The following is a 17,856-nucleotide window of genomic DNA, read 5'->3' on the forward strand; positions in this document are numbered from 1 at the left end:
GTGAACGAGAACCTCGCCGCTCAACTGGAGCACATCCAGTACCCCACCTTCACCTTTCCGTGGTCTGGCGCGTGCGCGCCATTCGCCGAGGCCGTTGATCAGGAGGCGCTGCGCTGGGCACAGACGCAGGGGCTCATCATCTCCGAGATACAGCTGGCCCGGCACGCCCGGGGGAAGTACGGCTGGCTCATGGCCCGCTGCTATCCGCATGCGGACCGCGAGCTGGTGCAACTCCTCACGGACTTCGTCCTTTGGTACTTCATCGTGGACGACCTCTTCGTGGACAGGGTGGACGCCGTCGCTCAGGAGACACTCCCCAATCTCACGGCGATTCTGGACATCATCGATTTCGACCACGCGTCCGCGACACCTCGCTTCGGAGAGATGGCGTTCCTGGGTATCTGCCAGCGGATGCGAGCACGGCTCGACCCAGAGCACTTCGAGCGCTTCGCTCACGGGATTCGGCTGTGGGGCTCCGCCGCAGGACTCCAGATTCTATGCAACATCATGAAGGAGCCCTTGGCCCAACGCTCTTATGAGGCGCTCCGCCGATACGTCGGCGGCGTGTTGCCCTGCCTCGCCTTGTGCGATGCGGCGAACGCCGGGAAGGTCTCCGCCGCCGAGTACCATCAGTTCGGCGTCCAGCGACTCATCCACCACACCATCAACATCGTCATCTGGAACAATGACATCCACAGCATGGCAGTGGAGGCGCTGCACCCAAGCCAGGTGCGGAACATGGTCAGCCTCCACGTTGCCCGAGGACATACGCTCCAGGAGGGCGTCGACTTCACCGCCCGAAAGGTCCGCGAGGAAATGCTTCTGTTCCAACAGCGGGCAAACCAGCTGGAGCAAGGGGCGAGCAGACAACTCCAGGGCTTCATCTCCGGCTTGCGCGATTGGCTCCACGGCTACAACGAATGGGCGGACGTCGACACCCAGCGCTATTCATTGCACCACGCGGAGCAGGACCCCGACGACAACGGCGTCCTGCTCGCGGCCCGCTGACACGCCGCTACAGGCTCAGAGACAATCGAACACGAGCGTATCGGGCAACAGCCTACCCCAGATGACGCTCGCCTTCATTCGACTCTCCAACAGGCTTCGGGTTGAGCAACACGACAACGGCCCGCCCAGGAATCACCGGACGGACCGCCTTCGACTCACACGCGCCTCCTCAGTCTTCCGGGATGCTGACCGGCGGGATGCAGGCATTCGTGGACTGGGAGTAGGTCGAGGTCGTGCCCCAGCTCGTCCAGGAGCCACAACCGCATCCCCGGTAGCCCACGATGCGCAAGCGCGTCGAGGAGGTGTAATAGACGGTCCCCGCCGACGTGATGCTGCAGTCGGGAACCAGGCCCTCACGTGACGTGGACTCCTGCTCCCCGACAGCTTCCTCCGAGGGGCCACCACAACCCGCCAGCATCAACCCCACCACAAGCAACGCACCGCTGACGAACCTTCCAGCCTGCATTCGTGCCTCCAGGGACTGTTTTTCGGGGGGTACGGCCTCTCCACCCTAACACACCCAGAGTGCGCCCTGCCCATGTGGGCCCACGGAGCCAGACACCCCGCGGGCCCACCTCCTGCGTCAGTAGGCGTAGTAGACGGGCGGCGTCGTGCTGGTGAAATAGTTGTAGTACGTGGCCACGTAGTTGCTGCCGCTGCCCGTCTCCCCCGGGAGCGGGCCCGTCTTCGTCCCGTAGACCACCAGCGTGGCGCCGGCGTCCGTCTTGTCCAGGTTGCAGACATTGACGTTGCCCGCGCCGAAGTTCACCACGATGGTGTCGTCGCGCACCTTCCCGAGCGTCGCCACGTCGATGTGATTGACGCGGCACTGCGTGTTGGCACTGCCGCTCGGGGAGCCCTTCGTCGAGTAGGCCGTCGCCAGCCCCACGCCCGTGCCCAGCACGGCGATGTGCGGCGTGTTGTAGGAGCGACCCAGCTCCACGCTGCCCGCCGCGTAGGGACACGTGCCGGACGCGGCGCGCGTCAGGGTGATGGCGTAGCGCGGAGGCAGCTCCCCGGGAATCACCGCCGAGGAGATGGTGAAGCTACAGCCCCCGAAGGAGCTGGTCGTCAGCGCGTCCTCACGCGCGCCCAACGACTCCTCGGGCGAGGACTGCTCGGGACCACCACAGGCGGACAGGGACACGGCGGCGCAAGCCCAGACAAGCTTCTTGAAGACAGTCATTTCTTGAGTCTCTCCGGGAAAGGGAGGACCGCGACTCTATGCCCTTCCCGCAACCCCTCACAACACAGGCCGCTGTAACCCGTTCCGACACACCCGCGTCAAGAATGACCAACCCACGCAAATCGCAAGACACGGTGTCTCGACGGACCACCCGTCCGCTGTCCTCGAAAACCTCTACAAAGGCAGACACATCTCGCGGCAGCCCGCATCAAGACCGGGTCAACCGCAACCACGGCGCCACCCGCCAACCTCGGCGAATCCGCCGGCACCACCGCCCAACCCGCCACGCCCCACGCCGCACGCCCTCCCCTCCACATCCTCCGCGAAGCGCCCCACACACGGAGTCCACGCCCCCCCTTGACCCACGGACCGGTTTCACGATACTGATCTTGATATCGATACTGATTATCAAAATCAACTGAGCCTGACAGCATCGGGCCGGACGTGGAGGACACGACGTGGCGCGTGACTTGGGACCAAGGGGCAAGATGTGCCGGCGACTGGGGATTCCCCTGTCGCGAATCACCGCGAAGGATCCGGACAAGGACCCGGTGCTGCGCAGGCCCTACCCGCCCGGCCAGCACGGCGCCACGGCGCGCATGGGCAACAGCGACTTCGCGCGCCGCCTGCGTGAGAAGCAGAAGCTGAAGCTCTACTACGGCCTCCTGGAGAAGCAGTGCCGGCGCGCGTTCATGGAGGCGCGCCGCTCGCCCGGCAACACGGGCACGGTGCTGCTGCAGTTGCTCGAGAGCCGGCTGGACTCGCTCATCCTGCGCGCGGGGCTGGCCACCAGCATCCGCCAGGCGCGCCAGTTCGTGCGCCACGGCTACTTCCAGGTCAACGGCGCCGCGACGGACATCCCCAGCTTCCGCGTCAAGCCGGGCAGCGAGGTGAAGTACCACGCCGCGCACCTGAAGCTGGCCATCGTCCGGGAGTCGTTCGAGCGCATGAAGGGCCGCAACGTGCCGCCCTACGTGCAGGTGCTCGGCGACGGCGAGGGCGTGCGCTACGTGCGCCTGCCCGAGCGCGAGGAGATCCCCGTCGACGTGAACGAGCCGTTCATCGTCGAGTTCTACGCGCAGCGCAGCTGACCGGCGCAATCCCCGAGCGGAGGGCGGGCCCCGCGGGCCGCCCCTCCGCCCGTGTGTTTCAGCCCAGGAGCGCGGCGCGCAGCTCGTCCAGGGTGCGGAACAGCCGGTCCGGCGAGTGCCGGGCCAGCGCCTCCGGCAGCGTGTAGCCCCACGCCACCGCCGCCGCGGGGATGCCCGCCTCCCGGGCCGCGTCGAGGTCGCGAATCTCGTCGCCCACGGAGAGGACCTCCCCGGGGCTGACCTTCACGCGCTTCACCATGCGACGGAACTTGGCGGCCTTCCCGAAGAGGGCGGCGCCACAGTCGAAGTGCGCCACGGCCCGGGTGCACTCCCCCAGCACCGCGCGCACGGAGGCCTCGCTGTCGGAGCTGATGATGGCCACCGTGACGCCCGCGGCCTTCAGGTCCGCGAGCAGCTCCGGCACCCCGGGGAACAGCGGCGTCGACGACGCGGCCGCCAGCTTCTCCTTGCGCATGTGGCTGACGATGGAGGGCAGCCGCCACAGGGGCACCTTCGCCTTCGCCAGGATGTCGTGGCCGGACAGCCCCCGGAGCGCCTCCAGCTCCTCGGGCGACAGGCGCTTGAACCCGAAGCGGTCGGCCACGTCGTTCAAGATGGAGCGGAACCACGGCAGCGAGTCCGCCAGGGTGCCGTCGAAGTCGAAGATGACCAGTCGAAAGGGCGTCATGCGGGGCGCTCCGTCGGTGGGCGGGGGTCCACCGGGGAGCGACGCGAAGTCATAGCAGAACCGCTCAGGTCGAGGGCCCCTGGCTCCGGGCAATCCGGACCACGTGTTCGCGGATGAAGCGCAGGGCCTCGTCGTCCTCGGACGTGACGCGCCAGAACAGCTCCAGGGGCGAGCCCTCCACCGCGAAGGGAAGCTTCACCGTCCGCAGCGCCGGGCGCAACGCCACCACCTGGCGCGCCACCCTCCCCGGCACCGTGGCCAGCAGCGCGCTCCCCTCCACCAGCTCCCCCACCCCGTGGAACGAGGGAATCGACACGCGCACCTTGCGCTGGAGTCCCAGCGCGTCCTCCACCACGCCGCGCAAGTCGCCGTTGTACGAGACGATGACGTGCTCGTGCTCCAGGTAGCGCTCCAGCGTGAAGCGCTTGCCGGGCCGCGCGTGGCGTGGGTCGTAGAGACAGACGAAGCCCTCGTGGAAGAGCTTCAGCCTGCAGATGTTCGGCGGCAGCTCGTCCGCCACCGTCATCGCCACGTCCACCGCGGACGTGCTCAACAGCGCCCCCACGTTCCGGAACTGCGCGGGCAGCACCACCAGCCGCATCCTCGGCGCCTCGCGCGCGAGGACCGCCAGCAGCCGGGGGAGCAGCCACGCCTCGCTCGCGTCGGAGAGCCCCAGGCGCACGGTGCGCTCGCTCGTGCCGGGGTCGAACGCCGCCGGGGATAAGGCCGCCTCCACCAGCGCCTCCAGGTGGGGCCTCGCCGTGGCGAGCAGCTTCCGGCCCCGCGCGCTCAACGCCAGTCCCCGTCCGCTGCGCACGAACAAGGGAGCTCCCACGGCCTCCGTCAGCCGCCGGAGCGCCGCGCTCACCGCCGGCTGGGTGAGGTACAGCCGAGCGGCCGCCGCCGTGACACTGCCCGCCTCCGCCACCACGACGAAGACTCGGAGAAGGTTGAGGTCGAGCGACTTCTCATAGAGGGCGTTCATGTGAGGAATCCATCCTATTGATTGGATTCAATCATGGCGATGCCTCACCTTTGCCGTGTCGCAACGAACCAGGAGGCGCACATGGACACGAAGCACACGGTGAAGCTGGGGAGCACGGGACCGGAGGTCTTCCGGCTCGGACTGGGCTGCATGGGCATGTCCGGGATGTACGGAGCGGCGGATGAAGCGGAGAGCCTCCGCACCATCCACGCGGCCCTGGAGCGCGGCGTGACGCTGCTCGACACCGGGGACTTCTACGGCATGGGCCACAACGAGCTGCTCGTGGGTCGCGCCATCGCCGGACGCCGCGAGAAGGTGCAGCTGTCGGTCAAGTTCGGCGCGATGCGCGGACCGGACGGCAGCTGGGGCGGCATGGACCTGCGCCCCGCGGCCGTGAAGAACTTCGCCGCCTACTCACTCAAGCGCCTGGGCGTGGACGTCATCGACATCTACCGGCCCGCCCGCCTGGACCCGAACGTCCCCATCGAGGAGACCGTCGGCGCCATCGCCGAGCTGGTGAAGGCCGGCTACGTGCGGCACATCGCCCTGTCGGAGGTCGGCGCGGAGACGGTGCGGCGCGCCCAGCGCGTGCATCCCATCGTCGACGTGCAGTTGGAATACTCCCTCGCCAGCCGGGGCCCGGAGACGAGCCTCTTCCCCGCGCTCAGGGAGCTGGGCGTGGGCGCCACGCTCTACGGCGTCCTCTCGCGCGGCCTGCTCACCGGCAGCAAGCCCACCGGCGCGGGGGACTTCCGCGCGCACCTGCCCCGCTTCAGCGGCGAGCACCGCGCCACGAACGAGGCCTCGGTGCAGGCGCTGCATCGCTTCGCCCAGGAGCGGGGCCTGTCGCCCGCACAGCTCGCCATCGCCTGGGTGCTCGCGCGTCAGCCCGGCTTCGTCCCCATCATCGGCGCCCGGCGCGTCTCCCAGCTCGAGGACGCGCTCGCCGCCCTGGCACGTCCGCTGTCCCGTGAGGACGTCTCCGCCCTCGAGTCTCTGGTGGCTTTCACCGGCGAGCGGTATGGGGCCGAGCAGATGCACATGCTCGACAGCGAGCGCCCCTGACCTGGAGCGTCCTACGAGTCCGGAAACGTCAGACAGAGCCGGTAGAGTGGCTCCTGCAATGAGAGCCATCATCCACGTGGACATGGACGCTTTCTATGCGTCCGTGGAGCAGCGGGACAACCCGGCCCTGAAGGGCAAACCGCTCATCGTGGGCGGGCATGCGCAGCGGGGCGTCGTCGTCGCCGCGTCCTACGAAGTCAGGCCCTTCGGCGTGCGCAGCGCCATGCCCATGGCCCGCGCGGTGAAGGCCGCGCCGCACGCCATCGTGGTGAAGCCTCGCTTCCCCGCGTACGCGGAGGCCAGCGAGCAGGTCTTCGCCATCTTCGAGCGCTACACGCCGCTCATCGAGCCCTTGTCGCTGGACGAGGCCTTCCTGGACGTCACCGCCTCGGTGGGCCTGTTCGGCGCGCCCTCGGACATCGCGCGGCGCATCCGCAAGGACATCGCGGACGAGCTCCAGCTGCCCTCCTCCGCGGGCATCGCCACGGTGAAGTTCGTGGCGAAGATCGCCTCCGACCTGGCCAAGCCCAACGGCCAGCGGGAGGTGCGCGCCGAGGAGACGGTGGCCTTCCTCGCGGGGCTGCCGGTGTCGCGGCTGTGGGGCGTGGGGCCCAAGACGGAGGAGGCGCTCCAGCGCGCGGGGCTGAAGACCATCGGCGACGTGTCCACGAAGGACGTGGCCTGGCTGGAGCAGCGGCTGGGCACCAGCGGCCGGCACCTGTGGGAGCTGGCCCAGGGCATCGACGCGCGCGACGTCGTGCCGGACCGCGCCGCCAAGAGCGTGGGCGCCGAGGACACCTTCGAGGAGGACCTCGTCGGCGTGGAGGCCTTGAAGCCACACATCCACGCGCAGGCCCTGCGGGTGGCGCGGCGGCTGAGGCGCGCGGGCGTGCAGGGGCGCGTGGTGCAGCTCAAGCTGAAGCTGTCCGACTTCACCCTGCTCACCCGCCGCACCACGCTGCGCGAGGTGACGGATGATGGGCAGACGCTCTACCGCGCGGCGCTGGAGCTGCTGGAGCGCGCGCACGAGGGCAAGCCCATCCGCCTCACCGGGGTGAGCGTGCAGCTCGACGAGGCCCCACCGCAGCTGGGCCTCTTCCCGGCCGCGCCGCCGCGCACGGCCAGGCTCAACGCCGCGCTGGACCGCATCGCCGACCGCTTCGGCAGCAAGGCGATTACGACGGCGGACATCGCGGGCAGCGACGCCCCCAGCGACGACGCGCACCGCTCCGAGCGCCCCGTGGACAAGGCGCCCCCGAAGCGCTGAAGCCTCGCCTCAGTCCGCCGCGGGCACCATGTCGGGCGGAGGCGGCTGCCGCGCGGCCTCGTCCCGCGACATCACCAGCACGCCCACCAGCGCGAGCCCTCCCCCCACGAGCTGCACCCAGTCCGGCGTCTCGCCGAGCAGCGGCACCGCCCACAGTGTGGACAGCACGGGCTCCCCCAGCGACGCCACCGCCACGAAGGGCGCGGACAGGTGGCGCACGGAGGCGTTGAGCAGCGAGTGGCCGATGAGCTGCGGCACCAGCGCCAGCCCCAGCAACACCCACCACGTGCGCGACGAGAAGCCCGTCAGCGGCGAGTCGACGAAGCCGTGCGCCAGCATCAGCGCCGCCGCCGCCACCGCGTAGACGACGCCCACGTACGTGCCCAGCGACATGGACTCGCGCACGCGGCGGCCCACGACGAAGTACACCGCCGCCAGGATGGCCCCGGCCACGGCGAGCAAATCCCCCCACAGCGCCGTGCCGCCGGCCGCGAAGTCCCGCGCGCCGATGAGCACGCTGCCCGACAGGCACAGCACCAGCGCCGCCACGCCCCGCGAGCCCACGCGCTCCGACAGCGCGAGCCACGCGAACAGCGTCACCCACACCGGCTGCGTGGTGACGAGCGACACGGAGCTGGCCACGGTGGTGTACTGGAGCGACGCAATCCACGTCGCGAAGTGCAGCGCCAGCGCGAGCCCCGACACCAGGAGCCAGACCCACGTGCGCACGGAGAAGGACGCCAGCTCCGAGCGCCCTCGCACCAACGCCAGCGCCAGGAGCGGCGCCGCGGCGAAGGTGAGGCGCCACGCGGAGATGGCCAGCGACGGGGCCTCGGCGAAGCGGATGAGCGGCGCGGCCCAGGACACGGCCACGACGCCCAGCACCAACCCGCCGTAGACGCGCGCACGGGACACGTCCGCGCGCGGCGCCTGGATGCTCACGCCTCGCCGGCGCCCGAGCCGGAAGAACCCGCCGAGGCGGCCCCTTCACCGGAGGAACGACGGCGACGACGACGGCGGCGGCGCTTGCGCTGACCACCAGGCTCCGAGCCACCCTCGCCCTCCGAGGACTCGGCGCGCGGCGGCGGCACCTCGCCGGCCTTCCACGCCTCCAGCTGCTCACGGCCCTCGCCAGTGGCCTCCACCGACATCTCGAACACGGTGAGCGCCTCACCGAACAGCGGGTGCCGACGGAAGGCCGCGCTCTTGCGACGGCGCTCCCCCGACAGCGTGCGCTGGGCGAGCAGCAGCATGCGGCAGCGCTCGGCGATGCGGCGCGGCAGCCGGGCCGACTGCACGAAGCCCGCGAGCAGCTCCTCCACCACCTGCGACACCGACGGACGGCCCCCATCCTGCGGCTCGGCCGGAGGCCCGGAGTGGCTGATGGGCACCAGCAGCGCGGCCAGGAGGATGGCGTCGTCGAGCGGCTCGCCCGCGGCCACCCGGCGGTCCAGCGCCTGGGCGAAGGCGTAGAAGGTCTTCTCGCCCTCCTTGCCGTGCTGCTTGAGGTACGCGTTGACGGGCGGCAACAGCAGCTTCAGCGCGTCGAGCGCGTCCAGCAGCTTGAGCGCGGGCGCGGACACCCCGCCGCGGATGAGGCGGAAGGTCTCCTCCAACAGGCGCGCGGGCGCGCAGCGCGGCAGGTCCTCCACCGCGCCCTCCATCGCCGCGTACGTGCGCGACTCGATGTCCAGGTCCAGCTTCGCCGCGAAGCGCACGGCGCGGAGGATTCGCACCGGGTCCTCGCGCATGCGCACCTCGGGGTCGCCGATGGTGCGGATGAAGCGCTCGTCCAAATCACGCCGGCCGCGGACGTAGTCGATGACCCGCCCCTCGCTCACGTCGTAGAACAGGCCGTTGATGGTGAAGTCACGGCGGCGCGCGTCCTGCTGCGCGGTGCCGAAGACGTTGTCGTGGGTGATGAGCAGGTCATCCCCGCCGTTGTCGCCCTCGTCCTCCGGCGCGGCCGGCGAGGCGGCCTCCAGCTCCGTGGGGTTCGCGCGGAAGGTGGAGACCTCGATGATCTTCCCACCCTTGAAGTAGACGTGCGCCAGCCGGAAGCGCCGGCCGATGAGCCGGCAGTTGCGGAAGATGGCGCGCACCTCGTTCGGGTGCGCGCTGGTGGCCACGTCGAAGTCCTTGGGCTTGCGGCCCAGGAGCAGATCGCGCACGCAGCCGCCCACCAGGTACGCCTGGTGCCCGTGCTGATGCAGCCGCAGCACCACCTTGAGCGCGTCCGGGTCCAGTTCGTCCGGGTCGATCTCCGCCGGCTCGCCGGTGGAGCGCACGTGGGGCGCGTGCAGCTCGCGCTCGTAGGGGGTCGGCTCGGGCTCGGGCTCGAGCACGGTGGGCACCTGCTCCACCTCTTCGTCGGCGGCGGCCTCGGCCGCGTCCTGCGCCTCGGCGGCGGCGAGCACCTCCTCGACGGCGCCCAGGCCCGTGTCGTCGAGCGCGTCCGCCTCGTCGTCGTCATCCTCGTCGTCGTCCGCCTCGTCCTCCGACGGGGGCTCCGGCGCGCGGGCGGTGGGGGCCGACTGGGCCAGCAGGGGGGATGGGGACTCGACCTCGGAAGGGGCTGAAGCAGTGGCCTCGTTCTCGGGGGCGGTCGCCTGTTCCGAGGGGGCCGCCGTCAGCTCCAGATTGGAAGACATGTAGGAAACCTCTTGGTCGCCGCGCCTGGAGCCCACTGCCGCCTCGAAGGAGGCAACCTCGCGCGCGTCAAAATCGGGCGCAGGTGGCAGTGGACCGCCGGCAGGCGGCGGTTCAGTCAAAACTCGCGTCATCGCCTTGGACACCCCGCATGGGGCGCTTCAGGGGCAGCCGTCTATAGCGCATCCGCCCCGGGAGGGAGTAGCGCCCTTTCAGCGAGCCCACCGGGCAGGTGGAGTGACAGTGCCCCACCCTCCGCTCGTCCGGCGAGAAGGGGCTCATCCGCGCATTCGAAGCAGCGTCGAAGGACATCCGGTTCCAGTTCGCTCCAGGCCGTCAATAAGGTCCGCCACGAGTATCGACCTGGGAGCCGGACACCGGCCCCCGGCCCGAGGCCCGCCCACGGACTCTGCCTGGGTATCAACACTGGTACGGACCGAAACGTTCTGGAAACGTCCCAAGCACCGGGCGCCCGGCCCCCTGGACAGAGGGCGGGCGGGCGACCCGGGCGGCCCTACCCACCAGGTGAGGGCCGGGTGCGCCCCTTGTGGTTGCGGGGCAGCGCGTGGTGGATGAGGGACACGTAGTCCACCGCCTGCACCGGCGGCGGGGGCGGCGGGGTCCCCAGGGCGGCCAGCCGCTTGCTGAAGGCGGACAGGATGTCCGGCATCGGACGCATGGCGGCCAGGAGCTTGTTGGGCCCCTCCAGCGCCTGGGACAGCGCCACCGCCGCCTGCTGCAGCGGCAGGCCCCGGCGCAAGAGGTCCTGGAAGGAGTTGGAGAGGGTGATGATGTTGTGCCCGGCCGTCTGCACCATCTCCACGGCGATCTTCAGCACCTGGGGCGCGGACAGGTGGCCGTCCGCCAGCAGCACCAGGGCCGCCTGGAAGTAGTTGAAGATGGGCACCACGCGCGGCCCGTAGGGCGTGAAGTGCGCGGGCGGCGTCAGCTTGTCCAGGTGGATGAAGATGCGCCGCACCGGGTCCGCCACCGGAATCTGCTTCCACGCCGCGCGCACCCGCTCCGCGTCGTCCGGGTACACCCCGCCCGCCTCCAGCACCTGGGACAGCACCCGCTCGTCCACGCGCCCCGCGATGAGGTCCGCGAAGAGCGAGTAGATGAACGCGTCCGCCTCCGCGTCGTCCCCGAAGAGGACCTCCTCCGCCTCCGCGGGCGCCTTCACCCGGCTCTCGAGAATCGCCGGCAGCTTGTAGCCCACCTGCCCGCGCAGGGCCCGGAAGCGGCCGCGCAGGAGGTTGCCCACGTTGTCCTTGAGGACGAACTCGTCCCAGCGCACGCCGTCCAGCTTGAGCTTCTCCTCCAGCACCGCGCGCATCTGCTTGGGGCTGCCGGAGACGATGCACAGCCGCGAGTCGCCGCTCTCCGACAGCTCGCGGATGAGCGCGCTCGCCCCCGGGACGGCGACCTTCTCGTGCGCCTTCTGGAACGCGGTGCGCAGCAGGTCGCGGAGCGAGTCGAAGTCGGTCTGGAGGTACGTCTTGTCCAGGTCCCAGCGGTAGATGCGCCGCGGAGGCCGCGGATCGATACGGTCCGGCAGACTCACTTCTGGAGGCCTTCCCGGATGGCGTTGCCCAGGTTGTTGGCCACCACCTTGGCGGCCACCTTGCCCGCGTTGGCGATGGCGTGCGCCTTGGAGCGCCCGTGCGCCTTGATGAAGATGCGGTCGAACCCGAGGATGGGCGCGCCCCCGTACTGGTTCCAGTCGGTGATGTCCTTGATGCGCTGGATGCCGCTGGACAGCATGGCCAGGCCCGCGCGCCAGCGCAGGCTCTCCTTGTAGGCGTACTGGGCCAGCTCCACCACGGTCTCGTGCACGCCCTCCAGCATCTTCAGGCACACGTTGCCCACGAAGCCGTCCGTGACGATGACGTCCGCGGTGCCCTTCGGGATGTCGATGCCCTCCACGTTGCCGATGAAGTGGATGTCCTTCATCTCCGACAGCCGCGCGTGCGCCTCCACCACCCGGGGCGGGCCCTTCTGGGGCTCCACGCCGTTGGACAGGAGCGCCACCTTGGGCCGCTCGTTGCGGGAGATGATGCGCGCGTAGTTCGAGCCCATGACGGCGAACGTCACCAGGTCATCCGCGGTGGCCTCCACCGTCGCGCCCACGTCGAGGATGAGGGAGAACGGGTCCTCCTTCGCGCCGCGCACCGAGCGCGTGGGGTACACCGTGGCGAGCGCCGCGCGGCGCACCCCGGGGATGAGCTGGAAGTGACGCGCGCACGCGAGCACGCCCGCGCCCGTGTTGCCCGCGGACACCAGCGCCTGCGCCTCGCCCTCGGCGACGAGCCGGGCCGCCACCGCCACCGAGGCGTTGGGCTTGCGCGCCAGCGCCTCGCCGGGCTTCTCGTCCATGCCCACGAAGTCCGAGGCGTGCTGGACGGAGATGCGCTCGCCGTTGTGCTTCGTCTCCGCGAGCGCGTTGTCGATGAGGGTGCGGTCCCCCACCAGCAACGCATGGATGTGCGGTGAGTCCAGGGAGAGCTGCGCGGCGCCGCGCACCACCTCCGCGGGCCCATGGTCCGTCCCCATCACGTCGAAGGCAATCGTCACGGGCTGCGGCTGCTTGACCACCATGGCCTCCATCTTACGACCTTTGTTGGGCCCTCGCGCCTGCCATTCTTGCCTGCCCCACCAACGAGGCGGCCACCAGGGCCCCCACGACGAGCATTCCCGCCGCCGTGCCGTACGGCGCCCCGGGCCCCAAACGGGTGAAGAGCCACCCGCCCAGCGCCGGGCCCACGATTCTCCCCAGCGAGCCCGCCGCCTGGAAGCCCCCCAGGGCCGCGCCCAGCCGGTCCGCCGGCGCGTGGAGCGACACCAGCGCGGACAGGCACGGGTTCGTCAGGGCCGAGCCCACCGCCAACAGCCCCATCACGGGGAACAGCCACCCGTACGTGGGCGCCACCGGCAACAGCGCCAGCCCCATCGCCGTCACCGCGAAGCCCGCCAGGGCCACCCGCGCCTCCCGCCCGGAGCCGCCCCCCTCCTTGCCCACCAGCCGGCGCACCACCCCGCCCTGCACCAGCGCGCTCAGGATCCCCACCACGGCGAAGAGCCAGCCGGCGCGAAGGCTCGCCTCCCTCAGCACCGCCGCGTCCGTGCGCACCGCGTGCAGGAACAGCCCCCCCTCCTCCAGCGCCACCGGCCCCGAGGACAGGAAGCGCGTCAGCAGGTAGACGGAGAAGGTGCCCTCCATCTGGGCGAAGGCCGTGGTGAACAGCAGCATCAGCACCAGGCACTTCGCGACGACGGGCAGCCGCAGCGCCTGGGAGACGCCCTTGAGCGTGCGCGCGTGGCCCTCCGGCCCGCCCGGCGCGCGCGACTCCGGCAGGAACAGGTACGTGCAGACCAGGTTCACGGCCACCAGCCCCGCGGCGAACAGGCCGATGGCCAGGTTGCCGCCCCACGCGCCCAGAAAGCCCCCGAGCGCGGGCCCCAGCACGAAGCCCAGCCCGAAGGCCGCGCCGATGACGCCCATCCCGCGCGCCCGCTCCTCCGGCCTGGTGATGTCCGCCACCACCGCCTGCGCCGTGGCGATGTTGCCGCCGGAGATGCCGTCGATGACGCGCGCCAGGAACAACAGCGGCAGCGAGTGCGCCACGGCGAACAGCAGGTAGCCCAGGAGCGAGCCCACCTGGCTGGCCAGGAGCACGGGCCTGCGGCCGTACCTGTCCGACAGCCGCCCGAGCACCGGCGCCGCGATGAGCTGCATCAACGAGAAGACGGAGATGAGCAGGCCCACCGTGAACGGCGACGCCCCGAACTTCACTCCGTACACGCCCAGCTGCGGAATCAGGATGCCGAACCCGATGAGGTCCAGCGACACGATTCCGAAGACGACGCGCAGTGACGCCGTCCGGCTCACCCGTAGCTCCCTTTGCCTGAAATGAAAAACCGCCGGAGCGCGGAAGATAGCGCTCCGGCGGTCGAAAAGGCGCTCCGTGCGAGCCCCCCGCGACGATTCGACGCGGGGCCTCCCGCTACTGGGCCTCCGCCGACTGGACGTTGCGGTTCGCCGAGTCGCGGTCGATGCAGCCCTTGGTCAGCGTGTACTGGTACGTGCCCAGCTCGTCGCGCCAGTACTCACCCTCGTACGGCCAGTAGAGCTGGTCGTCCGCCACCGCCACGGAGAAGCGGTACTTCTTGACGATGGCCGTGCGGCCGCCCGCCTTGAGCTGCTCCTCCAGGAACTCCTTCTCCTTCGTGGTGGTCTCGAACTTGATGCGCAGGCCGTTGGCGAGCAGCTGCTTGAGCGCCACGAGCTCCGTCTCCAGCTTGCCCTTGGCCATGATGCCGGCCTTGGAGATGAGGCTCAGGCGCTGCACCTTCAGCTCCTCCAGCAGCTGCTTGGACAGCTCGGAGTACTTGAAGGTGTCGCCGCGGCTGGCGAAGGCGTCCATCTCCCCCTCCAGCTCGAGGATGGAGTCGTTCGTCTTGCGCAGGTCCTGGTCCGTGAGGGCCAGGCGGAGGATGCGCTCCAGGATGAGGTCGGTGTCGTTCTTCTCCAGCCCCTCCTTGTTCTTCTTCTGCACGTCCGCCAGCACCGAGTAGTAGGCCGAGGCCTCCATGTCCTTCTTCACCAGGCCCTCGAGCTGGTCATGCACCGGCAGGTACGTGCGCTCGAAGTCCTGGAGGATGATGTTCGACTCGCGGTAGCGGCAGTTCTCGTAATAGATGACCGCCTTGAGGATGAGCGCCTCCGGGAAGTACTCCTCGCGGAAGAAGGGCGACGACAACGTAATCAGGTTGCCCAGCGCCTGCTCGTACTGGCCCACGCGGTAGTTGGCCCAGCTCGACTCGAAGAGCGACTCCAGCCACTGCGTGTTCCCGCGCTCCACCTTGCCCAGGTAGAACAGCGCGTAGCGGTTCTGCTGCATGCCGTAGTGCGTCCGGGCCAGCTGCATGAACGCCAGCTCGCGCAGGGACTTGTCCGCCTTGGCCTGGTCCGCGGACTTGCCGGCCACCGGGCGGGTGAGGCGCACCACCTCCTTCATCGCCTCCACCGACGCGAGCATCTCCCCGTTGCCGCGCTTGGACGCCGCGTCCTTCTGACGGCTGCCGTTGCGGAACGACGCGATGCCGTCCAGGTAGCGGGCGCGGGGATAGAACACGTCCGTCTTCGGGATGAGCAGCGTCAGCCGCTTCACCTCGGCGAAGCTCTTGTCCGCGTCCGCCGTCTGGCCCACCTGGTCCAGCGCGCGGCCGCGCACGAAGTGGTAGCGCGCCAGCAGGTACCGGAACTCGTTGCGGTACTTCTCCGGGAACTCCTGGTTCGCGTGCCGGGCGATCTCATCGAGGATGACGGTCTCGTTCTTCGTCTTGCGGCTGATGAAGAACAGCCACTCCAGGCTCGTCTTGAAGAACTTGGTCGAGGGCCCCAGCGAGAGGATCTTCGAGAACTCGCCGAGCGACGAGTGGTACATGCCCATGCGGTAGAGCGACTTGGCCAGCACGTAGCGCGCCTCGGTGTGCAGACCCGCCAGCTTCGGGTCCGCCAGCAGCTCGTGGGCCGCCATGGAGGCCTTCTCGTACTCGTCGTTCTTGAAGAGGCTGACGGCCACGTCCAGGCGCTGACGGTCCGCCGTCTTGCCCGACACGTCCACCGCGTCGAAGGACATGGTGGGCGCGGGCGTCTTGGGGGCCTCCTGCTGCGTCAGGTCCAGCCCGAAGCCGCCGGAGCTGTCCTGCGCGGGCGGGGCCGCGGGCGTGGGCGCCGGAGGCGTGGGCGTCGTGGCGGCGGGCGTCGCCGCCGGAGCCGTGACGGCTGAGGGAGCGGCCTCCGCGGGCGCGGGGATCGGCTCGTCATCGGGAGCCTCCACCACCGCGGGAGCGGACTTGCCGCGCCCGGTCTTCTTCTTGCCCTTGGCGGACTTGGAGCCCTTGGACGAGGTCGCGCCCTTCTTCTTCTTCTTGGACTTGGACTGACCGCCCAGGTCCAGACCCTCGAAGCTCTGGGCGTAGGATGGAGCCGTCCACGCGAGCGCGAGCCCGAGGACGGCGAGACGGATGAGCCTGAAGGAACGCATCATGACTCGGGGTTGGACGAGGGGAAGAAGAAGGACACACCCAGCTCGAACATCAGCTGGTTGCGCAGGTAGCTGTCGGAGGTGCGGCTCTTCTCGACGTAGATGAGGTCGCGCACCTCGGTGCGCAGCGACACCCAGCGGTTGAAGAAGAAGCGCAGGCCCACGCCCACGTTGCCGCCGGGCGTCAGGTAGTCCTTCGCCAGCAGGCCCGTGGTGTCATCCAGGTCCGGGCCCCGGTACTGGACGACGGACGCGCCGACGACGCCGTAGAGGTCGAAGTGGACGAACTTCTCGGCGAGCAGCGACAGCTTGCCGTAGATGGGCGCCCACTGGAGGTCCACGCCCCCCATGAGCTTGAGCTGCCCGGGCGCCTGACCGTCCAGATCCTTCATCGTCGGAGACGAGCAGCCCCGCGTGGAGCCGTCCGTGCCGTCGGAGAAGGTGCAGATCTGCGCCGCGCCCGCCACCGACGTCAACGCGTAGCCCAGCCGCAGGCTGACGCCGAGCGTCTCCATGGGGTGGTAGGTCAGCGTGCCGCCGAAGATGTACTTGGTGAAGAAGGCGTCGCGCAGCGACAGCGTCGCGGACGGGCTGAACTCGAAGCGCCCCTTCTTCAGGAACACGTGGCCGGACACCGGACGCACCCGCTCACGCAGGGGTCCCAGGCGGTCCTTGTCCACTTCCGACACGTCGCCGGCCTCCTCCTCCTCGGAGGCCTGCGCGTGCGCGAGCACCGGCGCCATCAGACACAGCGCGAGCAGCCAACGGAAGACGGGCTTCATTCCGCGTCCCTCCCCGTCGAACGGAAGGGCAGGAACAGCGAGATGCCGGCGTTGAGGGTCATGACGTTCTGCACGGCGCCCTTGGCGCTGCCCAGGGGCTGATCCACATAGGAGGTGTTGATGAGCGCCACGTTCACCGCGATCCAGTCCTGGGCGACGAAGCGCATGCCCAGGCCCAGGTCCGCGGCCGGGTTGAGCCCGCGGCCCGGCAGCGACGAGGTCTCCGTGTTCACCACGCCCGCGCCCGCCAGCAGGTAGCCGTCGAAGTGGAGAATGGAGTTGAGGAACGCCACCTTGCCGTACAGCGGGCTCCACTCCACGTCGCCCATGGCGGACCACTGGGGCACCGAGTTGTAGATCTTGCTGTTGAAGGTGCGCTTGGCGGTGCGCACGTCGTCGGACGGCACCACCTGCATCACCGAGCCGCGCGCGGAGATGGCCAGCGTGTCCGCCAGGTAGTACGCGCCTCGCACCGACGCGCCCACCTTCGAGTAGAACGGATCGTTGACGGAGATGCTGATGAGCGGCGTCAGCTCGAACCGGCCCTTCTTCCGGTACACCTTGCGCTGGACGCTCTTCACCCGGTCCTCCTGGGTGATGTCCGTCAGCGGCATCAAGGCCTCGGGAGGCGGAGCCTCCTCCTCGACGGGGCGCGTGGCCGTGCTCGCGGGCGCGGCCTCCTCCGCCGGCGGTGGCGTGGTGGACTCTTCCGACTTGGGCTGGGTCTCTTCCGTGAGGTCGAGTCCCATGCCCTCCTGGCTCTGCGCGGATGCCAGACCAGGCACCAGGCACAGCGCGAGCAGCAACGTGTGGCGATTCAAACCGGGGGCTCCGTGGGGGAGGGGGGGAAAGACTCCACCGGGGGGTTCAGCGCGACTCTTTCTGCTTCGCCATCCTATCGGTCGTATTCCCGAGCGGCAACCGCCCTTGTGATGCCTGTCTGCCCTGTATCTCTCCGGTATTCCTGCACAATTCCAGGGCGGACAGTGCGACTCGAGGGTCGTTGGCACGGGGAGGTGCTGTGCTACCCTGGGGAGCGCTGAGCGTGGCCCCTCCACGCCCCTCCCCCCTTTTGAAGAGGTCTC

At 69.7% G+C, this 17,856-nt stretch carries 16 protein-coding genes; 4 read left to right on the forward strand and 12 right to left on the reverse strand.

Annotation, left to right across the window (positions count from 1 at the left end):
• The gene (locus OWM54_RS05305) at nt 1-1,008 is read left to right on the forward strand and encodes a terpene synthase family protein (RefSeq protein WP_267696785.1); all 1,008 of its coding nucleotides are present in this window, start codon (nt 1-3) and stop codon (nt 1,006-1,008) included.
• A 169-nt stretch (nt 1,009-1,177) separates the two neighbouring features.
• On the opposite strand, the gene OWM54_RS05310 is transcribed toward OWM54_RS05305, so the two are convergent.
• Both OWM54_RS05310 and OWM54_RS05315 read right to left on the reverse strand, forming a co-directional pair.
• Nucleotides 1,178-1,474, reverse strand: coding sequence for a hypothetical protein (locus tag OWM54_RS05310; protein WP_267696786.1), 297 nt, complete (start codon nt 1,472-1,474; stop codon nt 1,178-1,180).
• A gap of 117 nt (nt 1,475-1,591) precedes the next feature.
• Nucleotides 1,592-2,194 (reverse strand): hypothetical protein, encoded by a 603-nt coding sequence (locus OWM54_RS05315; protein WP_267696787.1) that lies wholly within the window; start codon nt 2,192-2,194, stop codon nt 1,592-1,594.
• A gap of 458 nt (nt 2,195-2,652) precedes the next feature.
• On the opposite strand from OWM54_RS05315, the gene rpsD reads away from it, so the two are divergent.
• Nucleotides 2,653-3,285 carry a 30S ribosomal protein S4 gene (gene rpsD, locus OWM54_RS05320; protein WP_223746673.1) on the forward strand — a complete coding sequence of 211 codons (633 nt, stop codon included), beginning with the start codon at nt 2,653-2,655 and terminating at the stop codon, nt 3,283-3,285.
• Between the two features lie 58 nt (nt 3,286-3,343).
• On the opposite strand, the gene OWM54_RS05325 is transcribed toward rpsD, so the two are convergent.
• Together OWM54_RS05325 and OWM54_RS05330 are read right to left on the reverse strand one after the other, a co-directional pair.
• Complete coding sequence (locus OWM54_RS05325; RefSeq protein ID WP_267696788.1) at nt 3,344-3,973, reverse strand: HAD hydrolase-like protein; 630 nt, start codon at nt 3,971-3,973, stop codon at nt 3,344-3,346.
• 64 nt (nt 3,974-4,037) lie between these two features.
• Entirely contained in the window at nt 4,038-4,958 is a 921-nt protein-coding gene (locus OWM54_RS05330) for a LysR family transcriptional regulator (RefSeq protein WP_267696789.1), read from the reverse strand.
• A gap of 81 nt (nt 4,959-5,039) precedes the next feature.
• Here OWM54_RS05330 and OWM54_RS05335 point away from each other — a divergent pair, with 81 nt between their 5' ends.
• Nucleotides 5,040-6,023 carry an aldo/keto reductase gene (locus OWM54_RS05335; protein ID WP_267696790.1) on the forward strand — a complete coding sequence of 328 codons (984 nt, stop codon included), beginning with the start codon at nt 5,040-5,042 and terminating at the stop codon, nt 6,021-6,023.
• 58 nt (nt 6,024-6,081) lie between these two features.
• Nucleotides 6,082-7,290, forward strand: a complete 1,209-nt coding sequence (dinB, locus tag OWM54_RS05340; RefSeq protein ID WP_267696791.1) for a DNA polymerase IV — start codon at nt 6,082-6,084, stop codon at nt 7,288-7,290.
• Nucleotides 7,291-7,299: 9 nt separating this feature from the next.
• On the opposite strand, the gene OWM54_RS05345 is transcribed toward dinB, so the two are convergent.
• The 8 genes from OWM54_RS05345 to OWM54_RS05380 all read right to left on the reverse strand — a co-directional run bounded on the left by OWM54_RS05345 (nt 7,300) and on the right by OWM54_RS05380 (nt 17,592).
• A complete protein-coding gene (locus OWM54_RS05345; protein ID WP_267696792.1) occupies nt 7,300-8,232 on the reverse strand; it encodes a DMT family transporter in 933 nt (310 codons plus the stop codon).
• Nucleotides 8,229-9,941: a polynucleotide adenylyltransferase PcnB gene (gene pcnB, locus OWM54_RS05350; protein ID WP_223746667.1), complete on the reverse strand. Its 1,713-nt coding sequence runs from the start codon at nt 9,939-9,941 to the stop codon at nt 8,229-8,231. Before pcnB ends, OWM54_RS05345 begins: the two co-directional genes overlap by 4 nt.
• A 512-nt stretch (nt 9,942-10,453) precedes the next feature.
• Complete coding sequence (locus OWM54_RS05355) at nt 10,454-11,503, reverse strand: phosphatase domain-containing protein (RefSeq protein WP_046712794.1); 1,050 nt, start codon at nt 11,501-11,503, stop codon at nt 10,454-10,456.
• Nucleotides 11,500-12,546, reverse strand: coding sequence for a phosphate acyltransferase PlsX (gene plsX / locus OWM54_RS05360; RefSeq protein WP_194869621.1), 1,047 nt, complete (start codon nt 12,544-12,546; stop codon nt 11,500-11,502). Before plsX ends, OWM54_RS05355 begins: the two co-directional genes overlap by 4 nt.
• A 1-nt stretch (nt 12,547) precedes the next feature.
• Nucleotides 12,548-13,828 carry an MFS transporter gene (locus OWM54_RS05365; protein WP_223746666.1) on the reverse strand — a complete coding sequence of 427 codons (1,281 nt, stop codon included), beginning with the start codon at nt 13,826-13,828 and terminating at the stop codon, nt 12,548-12,550.
• 115 nt (nt 13,829-13,943) lie between these two features.
• Entirely contained in the window at nt 13,944-15,992 is a 2,049-nt protein-coding gene (gene gltC, locus OWM54_RS05370) for an adventurous gliding motility protein GltC (protein WP_420715317.1), read from the reverse strand.
• Entirely contained in the window at nt 15,989-16,771 is a 783-nt protein-coding gene (locus tag OWM54_RS05375; RefSeq protein ID WP_267696793.1) for an outer membrane beta-barrel domain-containing protein, read from the reverse strand. The genes gltC and OWM54_RS05375 overlap by 4 nt, the downstream gene beginning before the upstream one ends.
• Nucleotides 16,768-17,592, reverse strand: a complete 825-nt coding sequence (locus OWM54_RS05380) for an outer membrane beta-barrel domain-containing protein (protein ID WP_141333108.1) — start codon at nt 17,590-17,592, stop codon at nt 16,768-16,770. Before OWM54_RS05380 ends, OWM54_RS05375 begins: the two co-directional genes overlap by 4 nt.
• Nucleotides 17,593-17,856 lie beyond the last annotated feature (264 nt).

Origin of the sequence: Myxococcus sp. MISCRS1, from assembly GCF_026626605.1 — a bacterium.
GTDB classification, from domain to species: Bacteria; Myxococcota; Myxococcia; order Myxococcales; family Myxococcaceae; genus Myxococcus; species Myxococcus fulvus.